Raw genomic sequence first — 21738 nt, forward strand, 5'->3', positions numbered from 1 at the left:
CGGCACTGAGCGTACGACCATGGGAAACAGGGAGGTCGAAGTGGCCACCGGCAAGGACCGGCGCAGGCAGCTCGCCCGGGAGCACCACGAGCGACAGATGAAGACACGGGCCGAACGCCAGCACAAGGCGCGGCGCAACGCCGTCATCGGCACCACGACCGCGGTCGTGGTCGTGGTGGGCGGCGGCGTGGCCGCCGCGACGCTGATCGACCGCGGGGAACCTGCTCCGAAGCAGAGCCCCGTCGCCGCCGTCGAGGAGCCCAAGCCGTACGACCCGGCGACCGGAATGTGCGGGTACGTCGCCGACAAGGGCAGCGGCCAGGTCAAGGACGTCGGCATGCCTCCGACGAAGGTCAGCACCGCTCCGGCGACGATGAAGATCAAAACGAGCCTCGGGGACATCGACGTCAAACTGGAGACCGAGAAGGCGCCCTGCACGGTCAACTCGTTCCGGTACCTGGCGTCGAAGGACTACTTCGACGACTCCAAGTGCCACCGCATGGGCACGAAGGACTTCCCGATCCTGCAGTGCGGCGACCCGCTGGCCAAGGCCGACGGCAAGAACCCGACCGACGGCACCGGCGGCCCCGGCTACCGGTTCGCCGACGAGAACCTCGCGGGCGCCAAATACACGCGGGGCGTGGTGGCCATGGCCAACAGCGGTCCCAACTCCAACGGCAGCCAGTTCTTCATCGTGTTCGGGGACACCGGGCTGCCCCCGAGCTACACACCTTTCGGTACGGTGACCAAAGGGCTCGAAATCGTGGACAAGGTCGCCAAGAAGGGCATCGTCGGCGGCGATGGCGGCACCGGTGCCCCGAAGCAGCCAGTGGAAATCAAAGACGTGACAATCACCGGCAAGAGCTGACGTAATTACTACACCAAGGCGATATCGGGCCCTGGAGGCTGATTCAAGTGCGGGAGGACACGGTGAGCACCGACCCGTGGGGCCGGGTAGACGATGACGGCACCGTCTACGTGCGTACGGCTGAGGGAGAACGGGCCGTCGGGTCCTGGCAGGCCGGTGAACCGGATGAGGCCCTGGCCTACTTCCACCGGAAGTTCGACGAGCTGGCCGGGCAGGTCCAGCTCCTCGAGCAGCGGATGCGCGAGACCGATCTGGCGCCGGCGCAGGCCGAGGCGAGCATCGCCAAGCTGCGGGAGGCGGTGGCCGGGGCCCACGCCGTCGGGGACCTGGGATCACTCGAGCAGCGTCTGACGGCGCTGAGCGAGCTGGTCGGCCGACGCCGCGAGGAACTGCGGGCCGCCCGCGAGCAGGCCCGTACCCAGGCGCGGGAGACCAAGGAACGGATCGTCGCCGAGGCCGAGCGGATCGCCGAGGAGGCGACCCACTGGAAGTCCGGTGGGGAGCGGCTGCGCCAGCTCATCGAGGAGTGGAAGGCGGCGGAGCGGATCGACCGCGCCACCGAGGCGACGCTGTGGAAGCGGCTGTCCGCGGCACGTACGGCGTTCGCGAAGCGGCGTAAGGCCTACTTCTCCTCCCTGGACGAGCAGCGCGACGCGGTGCGCACGGCCAAGGAACGGATCGTGGGCGAGGCCGAGACTCTGGCGGCCTCCACCGACTGGACCGGTACCGCGGCGGCCTACCGCGAACTGATGCGGCAGTGGAAGGCCGCCGGTCGGGCGTCCCGGGAGGCCGAGGACGAGCTGTGGGCGCGATTCAAGGGCGCCCAGGACCAGTTCTTCCAGGCCAGGTCGGCGGCGTTCGCCGAGCGGGACGCCTCGTTCGCGGCCAACGCCGAGGTGAAGGAGGCTCTGCTGACCGAGGCCGAGCGCCTGCTGCCGGTCACCGACGTCCGCTCCGCCCGGGGGGCGCTGCGCGGCATCCTCGAGCGCTGGGAGGCCGCCGGGCCGGTGCCGCGTGACATGCGCGACCGGTTGGAGGGCGGCCTGCGCAAGGTCGACGACGCCGTCCGCCGGGCCGAGGACCAGGAGTGGAAGCGCACCAACCCCGAGGCCAGGGCACGCGCGCAGGACACCGTCAACCAGCTGCGCAGGTCGATCGACCAGCTCGAGACACGGCTCGCCAAGGCCCAGACCGCCGGCCGCGACAAGGACGTCAAGGAGACCGAGGAGGCCCTCGCCGCCCGCCGCTCCTGGCTGTTGGAGGCCGAGCGCACGCTCGCCGAGTTCTCTTAGACCTGGGCCCGCCCGCCCACCCCGTCCGTGATCTTGCAGTTTCTCGCATGGAGGGTGACTGACCTGCGCATTATCACTTCGTGATCTTGCAGAAACTCGTAGCGGATGCCACCTGCCTGCGCAAACGTTTCTCGTGATCTTGCAAATGAAAGATCACGAAGTGAATCAGGGCAGGCAACCGGCGGTTTCTGCGAGAAACTGCAAGATCACGGGGAGGATCGAGGCAGGCCAGCGGTGGTCTCTGCGAGAAACTGCAAGATCACGCCCTATGGGTGTGAGATCACGCCCCATGGGTGTGAGATCACCCATGGGGTGGGTCAGTTGGTGACGCGATAGACGTCGTAGACGCCGTGGATGCCCCGCACGGCCTTGAGCACGTGGCCCAGGTGCTTGGGGTCGCCCATCTCGAAGGTGAACTTGCTGATGGCCACCCGGTCCCGGCTCGTCGCCACCGACGCGGACAGGATGTTGACGTGCTGGTCGGAAAGGGTCCGGGTGACATCCGACAGCAGCCGGGGCCGGTCCAGCGCCTCCACCTGGATGGCGACGAGGAAGACCGAGTCGCCCCCAGGCGACCAGGACACCTCCACCAGGCGGTCCGGCTGTGTGTTCAGTTGGGCGACGTTCGGACAGTTGGTCCGGTGCACCGAGACCCCGTGCCCGCGGGTGACGAAACCGATGATCTCGTCGCCTGGGACCGGGGTGCAGCACCGCGACAGCCGTACCCACACGTCGGGATCTCCCGCCACTATGACGCCGGCGTTGGCGTGGGCCCCCGCGCGCCCTGTGAGCCTCGTGGGGAGCGCGACCTCGGCGATGTCCTCCTCTGCCCCTTGGACGCCGCCCACGGCCTGTACGAGCTTCTCAACGACCGACTGGGCCCCGACGTGGCCCTCTCCCACGGCGGCGTAGAGCGCCGACACGTCGACGTAGTGCAGATCACGCGCCAGGGCCAGCAGGGCCTCGCCCGACATCAACCGCTGGAGCGGCAGGCCCTGCTTGCGCATCGCCCGGCCGATGGCCTCCTTGCCCGCCTCGATCGCGGTCTCGCGCCGCTCCTTGGAGAACCACTGACGGATCTTGTTGCGGGCGCGGCCGCTCTTGACGAACTTCAGCCAGTCGCGGGACGGCCCGGCGTCCTGCGACTTGGACGTGAAAATTTCAACGGTGTCGCCGTTTCCGAGGCGGGATTCCAGCGGGACCAGCCGGCCGTTCACCCGGGCCCCGATGCATCTGTGGCCGACCTCGGTGTGCACGGCGTAGGCGAAGTCCACCGGGGTGGCGCCCTCTGGCAGCGAGATCACCTGTCCGCGCGGAGTGAAGACGAACACCTCCGACACCGACAGGTCGAATCGCAGCGACTCCAGGAACTCCCCCGGGTCGGCGGTCTCCTTCTGCCAGTCGAGGAGCTGCCGCAGCCAGGCCATGTCGTTGACCTGCTTGATCTTGGCCGGTCCTGAGGCCGACATCTCCTCCTTGTACTTCCAGTGCGCGGCCACGCCGTACTCGGCGCGGTTGTGCATGGCGTGCGTGCGGATCTGCAGTTCGATCGGCTTGCCCTCGGGACCCATGACCGTCGTGTGCAGCGACTGGTACATGTTGAACTTGGGCATGGCGATGTAGTCCTTGAACCGCCCCGGCACCGGCCGCCACTGCGCGTGGATCGTTCCGAGCACGGCGTAGCAGTCGCGGACCGTGTCGACCAGGACGCGGATGCCGACCAGATCGTAGATGTCGTCGAAGGCCAGGCCTTTCGCGATCATCTTCTGGTAGATCGAGTAGTAGTGCTTGGGCCGGCCCCGCACCGTCGCCTTGATCTTGGCCTCGCGCAGGTCGGCGAAGACCTGCTCGATGACGTCCTGCAGGAACAGGTCGCGCCGCGGCGCGCGCTCGGACACCATCCGGGCGATCTCGTCGTACCGCTTGGGGTAGAGCATGGCGAACGCGAGGTCTTCCAGCTCCCACTTGATGGTGTTCATGCCGAGCCGGTGGGCCAGCGGCGCGAAGATCTCCAGCGTCTCCCGGGACTTCTGCTGCCGCTTGTGCTCGGGCATGTAGCGCATCGTGCGCATGTTGTGCAGCCGGTCGGCGAGCTTGATGACCAGCACGCGGATGTCGCGCGACATCGCGACGACCATCTTGCGCACGGTCTCGGCCTGCGCGGCGTCGCCGAACTTCACCTTGTCCAGCTTGGTCACACCGTCGACGAGCAGCGCGATGTTGTCGCCGAAATCGGCTCGTAACTCGTCGAGGCTGTAGGCGGTGTCCTCCACGGTGTCGTGCAGCAGCGCCGCGCACAGCGTCTCGTCGTCGGTGCCCAGCTCGGCGAGGATCGTCGCCACGGCGAGCGGATGCGTGATGTACGGGTCGCCGCTCTTCCGCTTCTGATCACGGTGATGGTACGCGGCGACCTCGTAGGCGCGTTCGATGAGACGCAGGTCGGCCTTGGGATGGGTCGCCCGGACCGTTTTGAAGAGCGGCTCGAGCACGGGGTTCACCGCACCCCACTGCCCCCCGAAACGGGAGAGCCTGCGCCGCGTCGCCGGGGCGGGTCTCTCATCTCGCGACGAGGCCTCTTCGGCCGCGGCGCGTTCCTCGGCTGCGGGCACGGCAGCGGCAGCGGGGTCTGAGACGGCGGGCTCGGCGGTGTCGCGCGAGACCGCGTCGCGATCAGCCCTCGCGCCGTCGGGCACGACCACATCACGGTGCACACAGACTCCTCACGTCGAGTCCAGATTCCCTCAGTGTATCGGCGCGGCCTGCCGAGTCAGACGCTGACCAGCGTACGGACGTCCAGCCCGGGCAGCCGGTCCCTGCCTGCGAGGACGGACAGCTCCATCAGGAACGACACCGCGACGACCTCCGCGCCCGCCCTCCTGACCAGCTCCACCGTCGCGGCGGCGGTGCCGCCGGTGGCCAGCACGTCGTCGACGATCAGGACCCGTTCCCCCGGGTTGAACGCGTCGACGTGCACCTCGATCGCCGCGGAGCCGTACTCCAGTTCGTAGGACGCCTCGAGGGTGTCGGCGGGAAGCTTGCCCTTCTTGCGCACCGGGACGAAGCCCGCGCCGCTGCGGTAGGCCACCGGCGCGGCGAGGATGAACCCGCGCGCCTCGATCCCCACCACCTTGTCGAACGCCAGGCCGTCCGCGAGCTCGTCCACGACCTGGGTGAACCCCGCGTGATCGGCGAGCAGCGGGGTGATGTCCTTGAAAAGGATCCCCGGCTTCGGATAGTCGGGAACGTCTCTGATGAGCGCCGTCCAATCTGTCACGACGCCAACATTAGGGCACGTACGCGCGCGCCCCGCGACCCTGGCCGGGCCGCGGGGCACGGGGAACGCATGGGACGCTCCTCGATTCGGTCAGCGCTTCCCGCGCTTGGCGTCGGTGATCGTGACGTTGCGGGACCCCGCGACGGCCGCCGGGGCCGTACCGTCGTCACGCACCGCGGCCGCGGCCGCCTTGGCGGCGGAGGCCTGCTTGGCGGCCACCCGCTTGGCCAGTGCCCGCCACTTGGGCTCGCGCTCCTTGAGGGTCACCAGGATCGGCGTGGCCACGCACAGGGACGAGTAGGTGCCGACGACCATGCCGACGAACAGTGCCAGCGACAGGTCCTTCAGCGTGCCGGCGCCGAGCAGCGTGGTGCCGACGAACAGGATCGCCGCCACCGGCAGGATCGCGGTCAGCGAGGTGTTCAGCGACCGGATCAGCGTGTGGCTCAGGGCGTCGTTGGCGGCCTGCGTGTAGGTCATCTTGGCGCTCGTGCCGAGATTGCCCGTCACTTCCTTGATCATGTCAAAGACGACGACCGCGTCGTACAGCGAGTAACCGAGGATCGTGAGGAACCCGAGCATGGTCGCCGGGGTGACCTCGAAGCCGGTCCAGGCGTAGACGCCGGCGGTGATGACCAGGTCGTGCACGAGCGCCACGATGGCCGCCAGCGCCATCCGCCACTCGAAGGCCACGGACAGATAGAGCATGATCGCGAGCATGAAGACCGCCAGGCCGATCCACGCCTTGTGGGCGACCTCACCACCCCAGGTCGCGCCGATGACCTGCGAGCTCACCTGCTCCTGCCGCACGCCGAACCGCTCGGCGACGGCCGTCTGGACCTTGGACACCTCGTCGCCGTCGAGGCTCTGGGTGGTGACCCGCCAGTTGCGGCCGGCCTCCTGCACGATGGGGTCGTGCCCGACGATGTCCCGCACGGCCTCGCGCACCTGCTCCACGCTGGAGCCCGGCGTGCGGGCGAAATCGAGCACCGACCCGCCCTGGAACTCGACGCCCAGCGTGAGCCCGTGGATCAGGACACCGAGGATGGAGACGGCCATCAGGAACGCCGACAGGCCGTACCAGAGCCTGCGCTTGCCGACGAAGTCGATGTCGATGTCGCCGCGGTAGAGGCGGCTGATCACTCCCGGCATCACGCCTCCTGCAGGGTCTGCTCGGCGGGGCTGGTGCGGCCCATGCGCTCCGCGTCGAGTCCGGACAGCTTGTGGCCCTTGGCGAAGAACCGCAGCCGCGCCACGATCGTCATCAACGGCTTGGTGAACAGGAACACCACCACGATGTCGATCAGCGTGGTCAGGCCCATCGCGAACGCGAAACCGGCGACGCCGCCCACCGCGAGGAAGTACAGCACCACGGCGGCGATGAACATGACGGCGTCGGCGACCAGGATCGTACGCCGTGCCCGTCGCCAGGCGACCTCCACCGCCGAGCGCAGGGTGCGGTGGCCCTCCTTGATCTCGTCACGGACCCGCTCGAAGTAGACGATGAACGAGTCCGCCGTGATGCCGATCGACACCACCAGGCCGACGATGTGCGGCAGCGAGAGCCGGAATCCCGCGTTGTGGCTGATGACGGCCACGGTGAGGTAGGTGACGATCGTCGCGCAGCCGAGGCTGGCCACGCCGATCACGCCGAGGCCCCGGTAGTAGAGCAACAGGTAGATCACGACCACGAGCAGGCCGAGCGCGCCCGAGATGAGACCGCCGCGCAACTGGTCCTGGCCCAGTGTCGAGGAGACCGACTCCACCGACCCCTGCTTGAACTTCAGCGGCAGCGCGCCGTACTTGAGCTGGTCGGCGAGTTCGGTCGCGGTGACCTGGGTGAAGCTACCGGAGATGCGGGCGCTGCCGCCCGGGATGGCCTCCTCGATCGTCGGTGCGACGACGACGACGCCGTCGAGCACGTTCGCGAGCTGGTTGCGCGGAGCGGGGAGGCTGGTGATCCGCCGGGTGATGTCGGCGAACTGCGAGGCGCCCTTGGACTTGAAGCCGACCTGGACGATCCATTCGCCGGTGGTCGGGTCGGTGCCGGCCGTGGCTCCGCTGATCTCGGTGCCCTGTACGGCGGCCTTGTCGAGGATGTAACGGGCGGTGCCGTCGTCACTGCAGGCGACGATCTGCTTGTCGGGGTCGTCCTGCGCGCCCTGGCCGCGGTTCTTGGCGGTGCAGTCGATCTTGCGGAACTCCGTCAGCAGGGCAGGATCGATGCCGCTGGTGTCCTGACCGGCCAGGGGGTCGTCGGCGGGTTCGGGGCTGGGTGGAGGGCTGGGCGTCGCCGAAGGCGCCGCCCCGCCCCCCGCATCGGCGGCTGGTCCGCCCTCCGATCCGCTGTCGGATCCGGCCCCGCGCTTCGCGCCGCTCTTCGCTCCCGACCTCGCACCGGCTCGATGCCCGGTCCTGGCCGCCGGAGACGGGGTGGGAGCGGTCAGCGCCGAGGCCAGCGCGCGGCCGGCCGACGTCGTTGACGCCGTGGCGCCGGGGCCGCCGCTCGGGGCTCCGCTCGGCGTGCGCGCGGCGCTCGGCATCGTGCTCGGGCTCATGCCCGGGTCCGGCGCCGGCGCCTCGGTGGGCAGCTGCTGGGGCTCCATCTTCGCCGGGGCCATCGCGAGCACCTGCCGCATCCGCAGCTCGGCGGTGGTCGAGACGAGTTTCAGCGCCTCAGACTGACCCACACCCGGGATCTGGATCACGATGTTCTCATTGGCCTTGGCGACCTCGGCGTCCGAGATGCCGGTGCCGTTGACGCGGGCGCGGATGATGTTGACGGCCCGGTCGAGGGACTCCTGCGAGGGAGCCTTCCCGTCCAGCGTGACCGGGGTGAGCGTCACCGTGGTGCCACCCGCGAGGTCGAGGCCGAACTTGGGGACGAACGCCTTCTGGAGCGCGACCGTCGCGCCCATGGCGAGGATGAGCGCCAGGAGCGTCAGGAGTGTTCGTCCCGGCCTGCTCTGGCTACTTTTCGGTGGGGCCACTGGTGGTCAGTTCTTTCCGTCAAAGGGTCTGCGATCAGCCTACTCAGGACTGGCTGCTGTTCGTGTCGTCATCCTTCCCCGTGTCGGAGGTGTCGGCCGCCGAGTCGGCGGCCGCGCTCTGCTCGGCGGGAGGGATGACCCGCCCGATCGCCGCCTTGGTCCAGCGGGTCTCCATGCCCGGCGCCACTTCCAGGACCACGTCGTCGTCCTCGAGGCGGACGACGGTCCCGAACAGGCCGGTCGTCGTCATGACCCGCGCGCCCGGAGTGAGCGAGCTCTGCATCTGGAGCATCTCCTGCTGCCGCTTGCGCTGGGGGCGGATCAGCAGGAAGTAGAACACCACTACCAGCAAGATCAGTGGCACGAACGTCGCGAGCGGGCTGTTACCCACGGGGGCCACCCTTCCATTAGGTGATGAGCCGGCGTGATGCCGGAGGTTGTGTGCGCGTTCCGCGCGGCCGAGGACACGCCGCGAGCGTCAGCGTAAGCGGCCAGTCAAGCCACGCAGTGTAGGCGAGCCGTTCAAAGCCCGGCAACGAACTCACGATCTGGCACACGGGAAAGTTCCGCTTCCGCGGCCTTTGCAATCGTTCTGTGACCCCAACCCGGCGCCACATCGCGGGTTTCCGGCGTTCGCCGCCCCCTGCAGTGCCTTTCATTCCCCGGATGTACGGCTTCGCACCCGCATGGAGAAGGACGTTCAGGCGCCGTCGAGCAGTCCCGGGATCACTCCGGCGCCGAAGGCGTCAGGAGGCGGAGTCAGGCCGAGATGCATCCACGCCGACGCGGTGGCGACCCGGCCTCTCGGGGTGCGGGCCAGCAGGCCCTGCCGGACGAGGAACGGCTCCGCGACGACCTCCACCGTCTCCGGCTCCTCCCCCACCGCGACGGCCAGGGTGGACAGTCCCACGGGACCGCCCCCGAACTTCCGCAGCAGCGCGTCGAGCACCGCCCGGTCGAGCCGGTCGAGGCCCTCCGCGTCCACCTCGTACAGGTTGAGCGCGGCGGCGGCGACATCCCGGGTGATCACACCCTCCGCCCGCACCTCGGCGAAGTCGCGCACCCTCCGCAGCAGCCGGTTGGCGATCCGGGGCGTGCCGCGGGACCGGCGGGCGATCTCGTGCGCGCCTTCCGGAGGGAGCTCGACCGACAGCAACCGGGCCGAGCGGTCCAGCACCCGTTCGAGCTCGTCCACCTCGTAGAAGTCCATGTGCGCGGTGAAGCCGAACCGGTCGCGCAGCGGCGCGGGCAGCAGCCCGGCCCGCGTCGTCGCTCCCACCAACGTGAACGGTGCGATGTCCAGCGGGATCGAGGTCGCCCCCGGCCCTTTGCCGACGACGATGTCGACCCGGAAGTCCTCCATCGCGAGATAGAGCATCTCCTCGGCCGGCCTGGCCATGCGGTGGATCTCGTCGACGAACAGCACCTCGCCCTCCGACAGGGTGGAGAGGATCGCGGCGAGGTCGCCCGCGCGTTCCAGCGCCGGTCCCGAGGTCATCCGGAGCGGCGCCCCCAGCTCGGCCGCGATGATCATGGAGAGCGTCGTCTTCCCGAGCCCGGGTCCCCCGCTCATCAGCACGTGGTCCGGCGGCCGGCTGCGGCGCAGCGCGCTCTCCAGCACCAGCGACAACTGCTCGCGAACCCGGCCCTGCCCGATGAACTCGTCGAGGCGCTTGGGGCGCAGCGCCGCCTCGATCAGCCGCTCATCGCCCTCGGGCTCCGGAGAAACGAGATCACGCTCGATGCTCATGGACGCCTCACCTGACGCTCAGGGCACGGAGGGCGGACTTCAGCAGCGCGGCCACGTCGGGAGCGCGCCCCGCGGCCGCGGCGGACTCGGCCTCGGGCGCCACGGCGGCCACCGCCTCGTCGGCGTCCTTCGCCGAGTAGCCGAGCCCGACCAGCCCCGAGTGGACCTGCTCTCGCCATGGGGCCCCGCCGGTTCCGCCGCCATGGGCGGCAGCGGTGAGCGCCCCTTCGGGGACGCCGAGCCTGTCCTTGAGCTCGAGCACGATGCGCTGGGCTCCCTTCTGGCCGATGCCCGGCACCATGGTCAGCGCCTTGAGGTCGCCGCCCGCCACGGCGACCCGGAGGGCGTCGGGGGCATGCACCGCGAGCATGGCCAGAGCGAGCCGCGGCCCGACGCCGCTCGCCGTCTGCAGCATCTCGAAGACCCTGCGCTCGTCGTCGGTGGCGAAGCCGTACAGCGTGAGCGAGTCCTCGCGCACGACCAGCGTGGTGGACAGCCGCGCGGGCTCTCCGAGGCGCAGGCCCGCCAGCGTCCCCGGCGTGCAGTGCACGAGCACGCCCACGCCGCCCACCTCGATCACCGCGTGGTCCGGCCCGACCGCCGCCACCGGCCCCGCCACGGATGCGATCATTTCCGCGCTCCCTTCGACTGCCCGGTCCCAGGGTGCACAGTCCTACCAGAGCGGGCCTGCGCGAGCGCCTCGGCCAGGCGGTTCTGTACGCCTCCCCGCCACACGTGGCAGATGGCCAACGCGAGCGCGTCGGCCGCGTCGGCCGGCCGGGGCATGGCCTCGAGCCGCAGCAGGCGGGTCACCATCGCGCCGACCTGCTTCTTGTCGGCGTTGCCGTTGCCGGTGATCGCCGCCTTGACCTCGCTGGGGGTGTGCAAGGCGACCGGCAGGCCCCGCCGTGCCGCGCAGACGATCGCCACCGCCGCCGCCTGCGCCGTGCCCATCACGGTCCGGACGTTGTGCTGCGCGAACACGCGCTCCACCGCGACCGCGTCGGGCCGGACCTCGTCCAGCCACTGCTCGATCCCGGCCTCGATCGCGACGAGGCGGGGCCCGATGTCGTCGTCGGCGGGAGTGCGCACCACACCGACGGCCACGAGGTTCAGCGGCGCCCCGGGGCGGCCCTCGACGGCGCCGAGGCCGCATCTGGTCAATCCCGGGTCCACCCCGAGCACCCGCAGCGCAGTCACCCGCACCCGCCGACCGCCTCTCTCGCACATCCGCCGAACGCATGTTCGGCATCGCACTCTACCGTGCGCGGTTCAGAAGTAGTCAATCATGTACGGAGAGCAGTTGAAGACCGCGTCAAGAGCGGAGTCGGTTTCCGGCGAACCGCCGGCGAGCCGGCCGGTGCGGCGGAGCGTGGCCGCCGGGACCCCGGCGAACAGCGCGGACATGCCCCCGATGGTGAACCGCGCGGCGGCGGCCGGAGCCGTACCGCCCAGCCGCTCGACGGAGCCCGAGCCGGCCTCGACGCACAGCCGCCAGACCCCCGCGTTGGCGGGGCGCTGCGGGTCCTCGACCTCGATGACGGCGTCGACCGAGACGCCGGGCGGGTAACCGCGCGCTTCGACGGCGGCCGGCAGGTCGATCACGCGCAGCATCCATCGGGTCTGCGTCACCTCGTCGTGCGACCGCTCCCGCAGCAGCCACAGGACCGGGTCGTACGGCTCCACGCACGCCTTGACCGACTCGGCGATCGAGGAGGCGGTGCCGACGAGCGACCACAGGGCCCGTGCCGTGGCCTCCGATCCGGCTACGAGGTTGTCCACCCGGATGTCCCCGCCGCTCCAGCGGTAGATGACGTAACCGTCGTCGGCGAGATAGCAGAAGTCGTCCTCGCCGGCGAGCCAGAGCCGCCAGGTGCGCTCGTCCTGGACCAGCGGGCCGCAGGCTCGGGTGGCGGCGTGGACCCGGGACAGCACGGCCCTGAGTTCGCCGGCGTCGTCCGGGCCCATCCGGCGCAGCTTGACGTCCCCGTGGCCGCCGCGCAGCGTGCGCAGCGCCTCGGCCGGCAACGTGGCGATGAACTGCGCGCCGGCGTGCTCCCACCCCAGGCCGCGGTAGATCGGCGTGGTGGCCGGATAGAGCGCGGAGACGGCGTGTCCCAGTTCGGCACAGCGGTCGATGACGGCGCGCATGAGCCGCCCGCCCACGCCGCGGCCCCGGTCCTCCGGAGCCACGGTCACACTCGCGACGCCGCCCATGGAGACGGGCCGCCCGTGCCACCACTGGGTGTACGGGTTCACCCGGGCGGTGGCCGTCAGCCTCGGTCCGTCGAAGACACCGAGATAGCGCCCCTCCGGCAACATCGGCGTGACCATCTCACGCCAGATTTCGGCATCCCGTGCCGAGATCGGGCCGAATGCACGTTTGCGGTTGTCGAGCACCGCGTCCAGGTCGCCGGGGCTCAGCTCACGAATCTCCACAAGCGGCACATGCTACGTGGTCCGGTGCCGGGTCCGCCAACGGGTATCCCTAGACTTCGAGCTTCTCCATGATGTCGTCGCCGACGTCGAAGTTGGCCCAGACGTTCTGCACGTCGTCGCTGTCCTCGAGCGCGTCGACGAGGCGGAAGACCTTGCGGGCGCCCTCCTCGTCGAGCGGCACGTTCATCGTCGCCAGGAAGCTCGCCTCGGCCGACTCGTAGTCGATGCCGGCCTCCTGCAGCGCCTTGCGCACCGGGACCAGGTCGGACGCCTCGGACACGACCTCGAAGTTCTCACCGAGGTCGTTGACCTCCTCGGCGCCCGCCTCCAGGACCGCCATGAGCACGTCGTCCTCGCTCAGCGAGCCCTTCGGGACGATCACCACGCCCTTGCGGTTGAACATGTACGACACCGAGCCGGGGTCGGCCAGGGATCCGCCGTTGCGGGTGAGCGCGACGCGGACCTCGGAGGCGGCGCGGTTGCGGTTGTCGGTGAGGCATTCGATCAGGATCGCGACGCCGCCGGGGCCGTACCCCTCGTACATGATGGTCTGCCAGTCGGCGCCGCCGGCCTCCAGCCCGCCGCCGCGCTTGCGCGCCCGCTCGATGTTCTCGATCGGAACGGAGTTCTTCCTGGCCTTGAGGATCGCGTCGAACAGCGTCGGATTGCCGTCCGGGTCGGGGCCGCCGGTCCTGGCGGCGACCTCGATGTTCTTGATGAGCTTGGCGAACAGCTTGCCGCGCTTGGAATCAAGCGCGGCCTTCTTGTGCTTGGTCGTCGCCCATTTGGAGTGGCCGGACATCGCCTAGAGCTCCCTCACCATTTCGACAAAGTACGAATGCACCCGCGCGTCGCCGGTCAACTCCGGGTGGAAGGACGTCGCGAGCAGAGGTCCCTGCCGGACCGCGACGATCCTACTCCCCGTCCGGCAGAGCACCTTCACATCCGTACCGACCGACTCAACCCACGGCGCGCGGATGAACACCGCCCGGACCGCCCCGCGCCCGGCGAAGTCGAGGTCGGTCTCGAAGGAGTCGACCTGGCGGCCGAAGGCGTTGCGGCGCACCACCATGTCGATCCCGCCGAGCGTCTGCTGGCCCTCGGCGCCGCCCTCGACGCGGTCGGCCAGCATGATCATGCCGGCGCAGGAGCCGTACGCGGGCATGCCCTCCTTGATCCGCAGCCGGAGCGGTTCGAGCAGTTCGAACGCGACGGCGAGCTTCCACATCGTGGTGGACTCCCCGCCGGGGATGACCAGGCCGTCGACCTCGTCGAGCTCCTCCTGGCGGCGCACCGCGCTCGCGCGGGCGCCGCAGGCCTCCAGGGCGTGGACGTGCTCGCGCACGTCGCCCTGGAGAGCGAGCACGCCGATCTTCACCAGCCACGCTCGGCGAGGCGGTGCGGGACGGGGATCTCGTCCACGTTGATGCCGACCATGGCCTCACCCAGGCCGCGCGACACCTTCGCGATCACGTCGGGGTCGTCGTAGAACGTGGTGGCCTTGACGATGGCGGCGGCGCGCTTGGCCGGGTCGCCCGACTTGAAGATGCCCGAGCCGACGAACACGCCCTCGGCGCCGAGCTGCATCATCATGGCGGCGTCGGCCGGGGTGGCGATGCCGCCGGCGGTGAACAACACCACCGGCAGCTTCCCGGCCTTGGCGACCTCGGCGACCAGCTCGTACGGCGCCTGCAGCTCCTTGGCCGCGACGTACAGCTCATCCTCCGGCAGTGAGGACAGGCGCTTGAGCTCGCCGCGGATGGTCCGCATGTGGGTGACGGCGTTGGACACGTCGCCGGTCCCGGCCTCGCCCTTGGAGCGGATCATCGCGGCGCCCTCGGTGATGCGGCGCAGCGCCTCGCCGAGGTTGGTGGCCCCGCACACGAACGGGACGGTGAAACGCCACTTGTCGATGTGGTTCGCGTAGTCGGCCGGGGTCAGCACCTCGGACTCGTCGATGTAGTCGACGCCCAGCGACTGCAGCACCTGGGCCTCGACGAAATGCCCGATCCTGGCCTTGGCCATGACGGGGATCGACACCGCGCCGATGATGCCCTCGATCATGTCGGGGTCGCTCATCCGGGAGACCCCGCCCTGGGCGCGGATGTCGGCGGGGACGCGCTCCAGCGCCATGACGGCGACGGCTCCGGCGTCCTCGGCGATCTTGGCTTGATCGGGGGTGACGACGTCCATGATCACCCCGCCCTTGAGCATCTCGGCCATGCCGCGCTTTACGCGCGCGGTGCCGACGGCGGTGGTCTCGTTGACTTCGGGGGCGCTGCTGGACACGGTCCTACCTCACGATGGGGCGACGGATTCCACTCCATGTTAGGTCTTGTCCGTCAGCTGTTTCGCCGTCGCCCGGATGCTCCACCCCGGCGAATTCGATCACGCTTTTCGTGCGGTCCGTACAACCGCGCCGCCGTACGGGTCACGGTACGGCAGGTCAGGGCGCGACGGGCTTCTTGCTGGCGAGCACCACCCAGACCTGGCCGCGGGCGAACGGCATCGGGCTGCCGTCGGCCGTCGTGTAGGTCGTGCCCTCCTTCTCCGAGGGCCGCGACCAGCGCACCCGGTATGCCTGGCCGTCCCGCAACACCACTCCGGTGCCCTTGCCCACGGTATGGACGAGCGGGGTGTAGCTGCCGGTGAAGTCGTGGAACTGGGAGCGCTCGGTCTTGACCCACTGGATCACGACGGTGGGCGCGCCCAGCTGGCCGCCCTCCTCCGCCATGTCCTTCTTGCCGTCCTGTTCGACGAGCCAGCGCTTGTGCTTCTCCGACCAGGCGAAGGTGAACCGGGCGGCCGGATACCTGACCGACACCTTCTTCTGCGGGGTCCCCCCGGGAGGCGGCTCGTCGGAGAACGTGAAGCCGACGTCGCCGGCCTTGCTCGCCTGCGGCGTCTTGGCCAGCAGCTTCTTCGGTGTCGCGAACAGGTTGTAGGGCGCGTACCGGCCGGGTTCCCGGAAGTACGCCCCGGGCACACTGCTGTCGGACACGTCGAACAGCGGGGCCTCCCGGACGAACGGGATCATCTTGCTCTGCACGCCGGAGTAGGCGAAGGCCGGCTTGCCGAACATCGGAATGATGTGCAGGTCCGAGATGCGGGCGCTGCGCACCGGGCCGACCTTGGCGGGCAGCTTCGAGGAGAAGATCGCCATGAGCCGGGTCAGCCCGCCTTCGACCTGCTCGACATAGACGATGTCGGCGCTGCGCACGCCCATCTGCGGTTTGCCGGCGGAGGTGTTCTCGATCTTCACGGCCAGCACCGGCCGACGCTGCTCGACGGGCTTGCCGGTGAACGGGTGCTCCGGGGGCGGCGTCGGAGACGGGGACGGCTGGGCCGCCTCCGCCTGCGGCTGCTTGCCGGCCGCGTCGTCGGAGGAGCACGCGGCCCCGGTGAGCACCACCGCCGTGGCCAGCGTGAAGCGGATCACTGCCCGCACCGTGAACTCCTCCCGATCACCGGACCGTGTTGATTATCACAGGGGCCATGAGCTTACCGGCGAATCGCCACATCTCCCCCATCGGCCGGGTAAAAACGACCACCGTCGATCTACTCGACGGACAGGGAGTCCGGCGGGGCGTCGTCGATCTCGAAGAAGCTGGGGTAGCCGGTGTGCCCGGCCAGCCGCAGCGTGCGGGCCAGCCAGCGGCGCTGCGCCGTACGGGTGACCGCGACCGCGTTGTTGTAGAACCGGCGGGAGTAGACCGTCATGGCGACGGCGGTGTCCAGTTCGGTCAGCAGTTCGGCGCCCGCCGGGTGCTCGGCCAGCTTCTCGCGGAACCGCTCCTGGTCGACCACCGCGCGCAGCGTCTTCGACAGGTCGCTCTCGGCGTGCTCCCGCTCGTCCGGCCCCGCCGTACGGGCCTCGTGGGCGGCCGCGGCGAGCACGAGCGAGGTCGCTGGGTCGAGGATGCGCGAGCCGGCGAACTCAAGGCAGACGGCGGCGCGGCGGAGCAGGGCGGCGTCCAGGGCCGCGTGCGCGGTCTCCAGCCGGATGTGCAGGCGGTCCAGCCGCCCGGCACGCCATGAGATGTAGACACCGGTGACCACGACGAGCGCGATCACCACGATCAGCGTGGTCAAAAGACGTCCTCCTCGACGCCGGCCGCCGCGTGCGTCACGGTCTCGTACACGCGCACGACCTCGCGGGCGACCGTCGACCAGTCGTACCTGCGCACCGCGTGGCGGGCCTCGTCGGAGAGCTTGGCGCGGCGGCCGGGGTCGTCCAGCAGCCTGGCCGCCTCCTTCGCGAGCGCGGCGGCGTCGCCGGTCGCGAACAGGGCCCCGGCCTGGCCGTCGCCGAGGACACGGCGGAAGGCGGGGATGTCACTGGCCAGGATCGGCGCCCCGGCGGACATGGCCTCGGTGAGCACGATGCCGAAGCTCTCCCCGCCCAGGTTGGGCGCGCAGAAGACGTCGACCGAGTGGTAGGCGCGCACCTTGTCGGCCTCGCTCACCATGCCGAGCAGCCCGACCCGGTCCCGGTAGGCCCTGGGCACCCGGCCGAGCACGTCGCCGGGGTCGCCGGGACCGGCGATCAGCAGGCGGAGGCCGGGCCGCTCCGGCGCGAGCGTCTCGAACGCCTCGAGCAGCACCGCCAGGCCCTTGCGCGGCTCGTCCATCCGGCCGAGGAATCCGATGACGCCGCCGTCGGGACCCCAGCCGGGCAGCGGCTCGCCCTCGGCGTACCTGCTCACGGTCACGCCGTTGGGAATCAGCACGGCGTCGCCGCCGAGGTGCTCCACCAGCGTCTTGCGTGCGGCGTCGGACACCGCGATCCTGGCGGTGATCTTCTCCATCGCGCTCTGCAGCATCGGCGCCGCCACGGACATCGCCCTGGAGCGCTCGTAGGACGCGTGGAAGGTCGCCACGATCGGACCGCGCGCCACCCAGCAGGCCAGCACCCCGAGTGAGGGGACGGCCGGCTCGTGCACGTGCAGTACGTCGAACCCGCCCTCCCCGATCCACCTGCGCACCCGGTTCGCCGACAGGAAACCGAACGCCAGGCGCGCCACCGATCCGTTGTACGGCACCGGCACGGCCCGCCCGGCCGAGGTCACGTAGGGCGGCAGGACGGTGTCGTCGGCGGCGGGGGCGATCACGGACACCCGGTGCCCGTCGGCGATGAGGGCCTCGGCGAGGTCACGGATGTGGGCCTGCACGCCCCCCGGCACCTCCCAGGTGTACGGGCAGACGATGCCGATCCTCATGACGTTCTCTTGTCTAAGTCGTCGAGCCAGAGGCGCTGGAGCATATGCCAGTCCTCCGGGTGCTCGGCGATGCCCTTCTCGAAGGCGGCCGCCATGGTCTGCGTCATCACGGTGACCTTCTCCTGCCTGGTGCCCTCGGCGGGCACCGGGATCTCCTCGTGGATCCGGATGCCCCAGCCGCCGCCCTCGAACCACAGCGTCGCCGGCAGCAGCGCGGCACCCGTCTGGATCGCCAGCAGCGCCGGGCCGGGGACCATGCGGGTCGTCGCGCCGAAGAACTCGACCGCCACGCCGGAGGCGGTGAGGTCGCGCTCGGCGGGCAGGCACACCGGGCGCCCCTCGCGCAGCCGCTTGGCGAGCGTGCCGAACGCCATCGCGCTGCCGCCGCCCCTGGCCGTGAGCGGCAGGACCTCCATGCCCAGCTTCTGCCGGTAGTCGACGAACCGGTCGAACAGCGACTCGGGCTTCAGCCGCTCGGCGACCGTGGTGAACGGATGGCCCTTGTGCACCAGCCACGCCCCGGCGAGGTCGTAGTTCCCCGTGTGGGGCAGCGCCAGCACGACGCCGCGGCCCTCGCCGAGGTTGTCGAAGATGGCCTCGGCCCCGATGGTGCGGGTGTCCGCCAGGATCCGCTCCCGGTCGTAGCAGGCGGAGCGGAACAGCTCCATCCAGTAGCGGAAGTATGACCGCATTCCCGCACGGGCGAGCGCCCGTACAGCCGGGTCGACGGCGTCGGCGGTTCCGGGAGGGCGCCTGCCGAGCACCCGGGCCAGGTTGGCCTCCAGGCGCAGCACCGACGTGCCGCGTCTGCGCCACAGGAGATCCGCGAGGACCCGGAAGAACCACGCGGCCACCCGCTCCGGCACGTGCCGCACCACGGCCCAGCCCACCGTGAACGCCGCGGCCACGATCCGGTCGCCGAGCGGGATGCGCGGCCGGGCGGGCGGGCCTGCCGTGCCGATCATCGGACCACCGCCTGTCTGTACACGTGGACCATCCGCTGAACTACCGTGACCCCGCTCGCCGCGGCGAGCAGCCAGAGCCCGGCGGCCAGGATGTACGGCACGCCGAGGCCGGACAGGCCGGCCGCGACCAGGATGACCGCGATCCGTTCCCCGCGCTCGGCGATGCCGACGTTGGCCTCCATCCCGAGGCCCTCGGCCCGGGCCTTGGCGTAGGAGACCAATGCTCCCGCGGCGAGGCAGAACAGCGCGACGGCCGCGAGGACGATCTCCGGCTCATCCTTCAGGACGAAGTACAGGATCAGCCCGGAGAAGATGGCGGCATCGCCGAGGCGGTCGAGCGTGGAGTCGAGGAAGGCCCCCCACGTGCTCGGCTTGCCCGTCAGGCGGGCCAGCACACCGTCCAGCAGATCGGCGAGGACGAAGAACGTGATGACGAGCGACCCCGCGAAGAGATGACCGGCCGGATAGAAGACCAGGGCCGAGGCCACCACCCCGAGGGCGCCGATCGCCGTGATCACATCGGGTGACACGCCGCGGCTGGCGAGGGCTCGCCCCAGCGGGGTCAGGACTCGGGTGACGACGGGGCGCAGGACGTTCAACATCGCTGTTCGATCGTAGGCCATGAACGCGATCGGCAGGTCGGCAAGCACATTCGGCCGGAAAGTCTTGTGATCTGCGCCACATGGGTAAAGGGTGAAGAACAAGCGCCTGCGTGGACACGACGACACCGCGAGGGCGGGCCTCCGGGCGCGTACAGCGACGGATTCGGGAGGCGATATGGCCGAAAGATCAACCGGCGCGACCACAGGAGCCGCGGGCAGGGTACCCGCGGCCGATCGGCCGGACATGGTGCGCAATGTCGTGCTGGTCGGCCATTCCGGCGCCGGCAAGACGACCCTGATCGAGGCGCTGCTCGCGGAGACGGGCGTCATCCAGCGCATCGGCCGGGTCGAGGACGGGACCACGGTGTGCGACTTCGACGAGGTGGAGGTCCGTCAGCAACGCTCCGTCAACCTCTGCGCCGCCCCCACCATGCACAACAACATAAAGATCAATTTTCTGGACACGCCCGGTTACGCGGACTTCGTCGGAGACCTGCGGGCCGGGCTGCGCGCCGCCGACGCCGCGCTGTTCGTCGTCTCGGCGGTGGAGGGCGTCGACGGGCTGACGCGGATGCTCTGGGAGGAGTGCGCCCTCGTGGGCATGCCACGCGCCGTGGTCGTCACCAAGATCGACCACCAGCGGGCCAACTTCGACGAGGTCCTCACGAGCTGCCAGGACGCGTTCGGCGACGGCGTCGCGCCGCTCTACCTGCCCGTGAACGGCACCGGCCTGCTCGGGCTGCTGTCTCAGCGGTTCTTCGACCACGCGGGCGGCACGTGCGTGGAGCGGGACCCGGATCCGGGACAGCGCGAGATCATCGAGCAGTACCGCGGCGATCTGATCGAGGGGATCATCCAGGAGAGCGAGGACGAGTCCCTGATGGACCGTTACCTCTCCGGCGAGGAGATCGACAGCAAGGTCCTGATCGACGACCTGGAGAAGGCCGTGGCCCGGGGCAGCTTCCACCCGGTCCTGGCCGCCGCGCCGGGGGTCGGCATGCGCGAGATCCTCGAGATCGTCACGCAGGGCTTCCCGTCGCCGCTGGAGCACCCACTGCCCGCCGTCACCACGATCGGCGGCAGGCCGGTCGCGACGCTGAGCGCCGACCCGGACGGCCCGCTGGTGGCGGAGATCGTCAAGACCACGAGCGATCCGTACGTGGGGCGGATCAGCCTGGTCCGCGTCTTCTCCGGCACCCTCACGCCCGACATGACCGTGCACGTGTCCGGCCACGGGCTGGCCGAGCGCGGACATGAGGACCACGACCTCGATGAGCGCGTCGGCGTGCTCAGCTCACCCCTGGGCAAGACCCAGCGTCCGGTGGCCAAGTGCGTGGCCGGCGACATCTGCGCCGTGGCCAAGCTCTCCCGCGCCGAGACCGGCGACACACTGTCCGGAAAGGATCAGCCGCTGCTCATGACGGCCTGGACGATGCCGGAGCCGCTGCTGCCGGTGGCGATCCAGGCGAAGTCGAAGGCCGACGAGGACAAGCTCAGCCAGGCCCTGGCCCGCCTGGTCGCCGAGGACCCGACGCTGCGGCTGGAGAACAACGCCGAGACCCACCAGCTCGTGCTGTGGTGCATGGGCGAGGCCCACGCCGACGTCCTGCTCGACCGGCTGGCCAAGCGGCACGGCGTCGAGGTGGAGAAAGTGGACCTGCGGGTGCCGCTGCGCGAGACGTTCGGCGGCAGGGCCCAGGCCATGGGGCGCAACGTCAAGCAGACCGGCGGCCACGGGCAGTACGCCATCTGCCACATCGATGTGGAGCCGCTGCCCTCGGGCTCCGGGCTGGAGTTCGTCGACAAGATCGTCGGCGGGGTCGTCCCGCGCCAGTTCATCCCGTCGGTGGAGAAGGGCGTGCGGGCGCAGATGGAGCGCGGGGTCCTCGCCGGGTATCCGGTCGTGGACATCCGGGTGACGCTCTACGACGGCAAGGCCCACTCGGTCGACTCCTCCGACATGGCCTTCCAGATCGCCGGGCAGCTCGCGCTGAAGGAGGCCGCCGCCAAGGTCCAGGCTCTGCTGCTCGAACCGGTCGACGAGGTCTCGGTCCTGGTCTCCGACGAGTTCGTCGGAGCCGTCATGTCCGACCTGTCGTCGCGCCGCGGCAGGGTGCTCGGGACCGAGCCGGTGGATTCCGCGTCCTCCGGCGACGGCGGCGCCAACGGGCGGACGCTCGTACGGGCCGAGGTGCCCGAGCTGGAGATCACCAGGTATGCGATCGACCTGCGGTCGATGTCGCATGGGACGGGTAGCTTCACCAGGTCGTTCCTGCGCTACGAGCCGCTGCCCGCGCACCTCGCGGAGAAGGTCGCGGCGGCCTCGCAATGAGGACGTC

At 70.1% G+C, this 21738-nt stretch carries 20 protein-coding genes; 3 read left to right on the forward strand and 17 right to left on the reverse strand.

From position 1 onward, the window contains the following. The first annotated feature begins 19 nt into the window (after positions 1-19). Positions 20-868: a peptidylprolyl isomerase gene (locus tag ACFHYQ_RS16560; protein ID WP_394302045.1), complete on the forward strand. Its 849-nt coding sequence runs from the start codon at positions 20-22 to the stop codon at positions 866-868. A gap of 62 nt (positions 869-930) precedes the next feature. Beyond that, positions 931-2160: a DUF349 domain-containing protein gene (locus ACFHYQ_RS16565; RefSeq protein ID WP_394302046.1), complete on the forward strand. Its 1230-nt coding sequence runs from the start codon at positions 931-933 to the stop codon at positions 2158-2160. Positions 2161-2477: 317 nt separating this feature from the next. Here the strand turns inward: ACFHYQ_RS16565 and ACFHYQ_RS16570 are convergent, their stop codons facing one another. The 17 genes from ACFHYQ_RS16570 to pgsA all read right to left on the reverse strand — a co-directional run bounded on the left by ACFHYQ_RS16570 (position 2478) and on the right by pgsA (position 19420). Further along, positions 2478-4871: a RelA/SpoT family protein gene (locus tag ACFHYQ_RS16570; protein ID WP_394302047.1), complete on the reverse strand. Its 2394-nt coding sequence runs from the start codon at positions 4869-4871 to the stop codon at positions 2478-2480. Positions 4872-4927: 56 nt separating this feature from the next. Then, positions 4928-5434, reverse strand: coding sequence for an adenine phosphoribosyltransferase (locus ACFHYQ_RS16575; RefSeq protein WP_394302048.1), 507 nt, complete (start codon positions 5432-5434; stop codon positions 4928-4930). Between the two features lie 90 nt (positions 5435-5524). Beyond that, the gene (gene secF / locus ACFHYQ_RS16580) at positions 5525-6586 is read right to left on the reverse strand and encodes a protein translocase subunit SecF (RefSeq protein ID WP_394302049.1); all 1062 of its coding nucleotides are present in this window, start codon (positions 6584-6586) and stop codon (positions 5525-5527) included. Further along, on the reverse strand, positions 6586-8352 hold the full coding sequence (gene secD / locus ACFHYQ_RS16585; protein ID WP_394302050.1) for a protein translocase subunit SecD: 1767 nt from the start codon (positions 8350-8352) through the stop codon (positions 6586-6588). The genes secF and secD overlap by 1 nt, the downstream gene beginning before the upstream one ends. A 115-nt stretch (positions 8353-8467) precedes the next feature. Further along, positions 8468-8815: a preprotein translocase subunit YajC gene (yajC, locus tag ACFHYQ_RS16590; protein WP_394302051.1), complete on the reverse strand. Its 348-nt coding sequence runs from the start codon at positions 8813-8815 to the stop codon at positions 8468-8470. Positions 8816-9124: 309 nt separating this feature from the next. Continuing rightward, complete coding sequence (gene ruvB, locus ACFHYQ_RS16595; protein ID WP_394302052.1) at positions 9125-10174, reverse strand: Holliday junction branch migration DNA helicase RuvB; 1050 nt, start codon at positions 10172-10174, stop codon at positions 9125-9127. Between the two features lie 7 nt (positions 10175-10181). After that, positions 10182-10805, reverse strand: a complete 624-nt coding sequence (gene ruvA, locus ACFHYQ_RS16600) for a Holliday junction branch migration protein RuvA (RefSeq protein ID WP_204016471.1) — start codon at positions 10803-10805, stop codon at positions 10182-10184. Then, positions 10802-11365 (reverse strand): crossover junction endodeoxyribonuclease RuvC, encoded by a 564-nt coding sequence (gene ruvC / locus ACFHYQ_RS16605; RefSeq protein WP_394302146.1) that lies wholly within the window; start codon positions 11363-11365, stop codon positions 10802-10804. Before ruvC ends, ruvA begins: the two co-directional genes overlap by 4 nt. 81 nt (positions 11366-11446) lie before the next feature. After that, positions 11447-12613 (reverse strand): GNAT family N-acetyltransferase, encoded by a 1167-nt coding sequence (locus ACFHYQ_RS16610; RefSeq protein ID WP_394302053.1) that lies wholly within the window; start codon positions 12611-12613, stop codon positions 11447-11449. A gap of 49 nt (positions 12614-12662) precedes the next feature. Beyond that, the gene (locus ACFHYQ_RS16615) at positions 12663-13415 is read right to left on the reverse strand and encodes a YebC/PmpR family DNA-binding transcriptional regulator (protein ID WP_394302054.1); all 753 of its coding nucleotides are present in this window, start codon (positions 13413-13415) and stop codon (positions 12663-12665) included. A 3-nt stretch (positions 13416-13418) separates the two neighbouring features. Further along, on the reverse strand, positions 13419-13979 hold the full coding sequence (gene pdxT / locus ACFHYQ_RS16620; RefSeq protein ID WP_394302055.1) for a pyridoxal 5'-phosphate synthase glutaminase subunit PdxT: 561 nt from the start codon (positions 13977-13979) through the stop codon (positions 13419-13421). A gap of 8 nt (positions 13980-13987) precedes the next feature. Then, positions 13988-14902, reverse strand: a complete 915-nt coding sequence (pdxS, locus tag ACFHYQ_RS16625) for a pyridoxal 5'-phosphate synthase lyase subunit PdxS (RefSeq protein WP_394302056.1) — start codon at positions 14900-14902, stop codon at positions 13988-13990. A 157-nt stretch (positions 14903-15059) separates the two neighbouring features. Next, on the reverse strand, positions 15060-16061 hold the full coding sequence (locus ACFHYQ_RS16630; RefSeq protein WP_394302057.1) for a DUF3048 domain-containing protein: 1002 nt from the start codon (positions 16059-16061) through the stop codon (positions 15060-15062). A gap of 110 nt (positions 16062-16171) precedes the next feature. Continuing rightward, the gene (locus ACFHYQ_RS16635; protein ID WP_394302058.1) at positions 16172-16705 is read right to left on the reverse strand and encodes a hypothetical protein; all 534 of its coding nucleotides are present in this window, start codon (positions 16703-16705) and stop codon (positions 16172-16174) included. Further along, complete coding sequence (locus ACFHYQ_RS16640) at positions 16702-17832, reverse strand: glycosyltransferase family 4 protein (RefSeq protein WP_394302059.1); 1131 nt, start codon at positions 17830-17832, stop codon at positions 16702-16704. The genes ACFHYQ_RS16635 and ACFHYQ_RS16640 overlap by 4 nt, the downstream gene beginning before the upstream one ends. Further along, positions 17829-18797 (reverse strand): phosphatidylinositol mannoside acyltransferase, encoded by a 969-nt coding sequence (locus tag ACFHYQ_RS16645; RefSeq protein ID WP_394302060.1) that lies wholly within the window; start codon positions 18795-18797, stop codon positions 17829-17831. The genes ACFHYQ_RS16640 and ACFHYQ_RS16645 overlap by 4 nt, the downstream gene beginning before the upstream one ends. Beyond that, a complete protein-coding gene (pgsA, locus tag ACFHYQ_RS16650) occupies positions 18794-19420 on the reverse strand; it encodes a phosphatidylinositol phosphate synthase (RefSeq protein WP_394302061.1) in 627 nt (208 codons plus the stop codon). The genes ACFHYQ_RS16645 and pgsA overlap by 4 nt, the downstream gene beginning before the upstream one ends. Before the next feature lie 154 nt (positions 19421-19574). On the opposite strand from pgsA, the gene ACFHYQ_RS16655 reads away from it, so the two are divergent. After that, positions 19575-21731 carry an elongation factor G-like protein EF-G2 gene (locus ACFHYQ_RS16655; RefSeq protein ID WP_394302062.1) on the forward strand — a complete coding sequence of 719 codons (2157 nt, stop codon included), beginning with the start codon at positions 19575-19577 and terminating at the stop codon, positions 21729-21731. Positions 21732-21738: the final 7 nt, after the last annotated feature.

It is taken from the genome of Sphaerimonospora cavernae, assembly GCF_042435035.1.
In the GTDB taxonomy this organism is placed as follows: domain Bacteria; phylum Actinomycetota; class Actinomycetes; order Streptosporangiales; family Streptosporangiaceae; genus Sphaerimonospora; species Sphaerimonospora cavernae.

Excerpts from the sequence above, each read along its gene's own strand:
- ACFHYQ_RS16560 (WP_394302045.1), top strand. The coding sequence starts at position 20 with ATGGGAAACAGGGAGGTCGAAGTGGCCACCGGCAAGGACCGGCGCAGG.
- secF (WP_394302049.1), bottom strand. The coding sequence starts at position 6,586 with ATGCCGGGAGTGATCAGCCGCCTCTACCGCGGCGACATCGACATCGAC.
- secD (WP_394302050.1), bottom strand. The coding sequence starts at position 8,352 with ATGGGCGCGACGGTCGCGCTCCAGAAGGCGTTCGTCCCCAAGTTCGGC.
- ruvB (WP_394302052.1), bottom strand. The coding sequence starts at position 10,174 with ATGAGCATCGAGCGTGATCTCGTTTCTCCGGAGCCCGAGGGCGATGAG.
- ruvA (WP_204016471.1), bottom strand. The coding sequence starts at position 10,805 with ATGATCGCATCCGTGGCGGGGCCGGTGGCGGCGGTCGGGCCGGACCAC.
- ACFHYQ_RS16615 (WP_394302054.1), bottom strand. The coding sequence starts at position 13,415 with ATGTCCGGCCACTCCAAATGGGCGACGACCAAGCACAAGAAGGCCGCG.
- ACFHYQ_RS16640 (WP_394302059.1), bottom strand. The coding sequence starts at position 17,832 with ATGAGGATCGGCATCGTCTGCCCGTACACCTGGGAGGTGCCGGGGGGC.
- ACFHYQ_RS16645 (WP_394302060.1), bottom strand. The coding sequence starts at position 18,797 with ATGATCGGCACGGCAGGCCCGCCCGCCCGGCCGCGCATCCCGCTCGGC.
- pgsA (WP_394302061.1), bottom strand. The coding sequence starts at position 19,420 with ATGGCCTACGATCGAACAGCGATGTTGAACGTCCTGCGCCCCGTCGTC.
- ACFHYQ_RS16655 (WP_394302062.1), top strand. The coding sequence starts at position 19,575 with ATGGCCGAAAGATCAACCGGCGCGACCACAGGAGCCGCGGGCAGGGTA.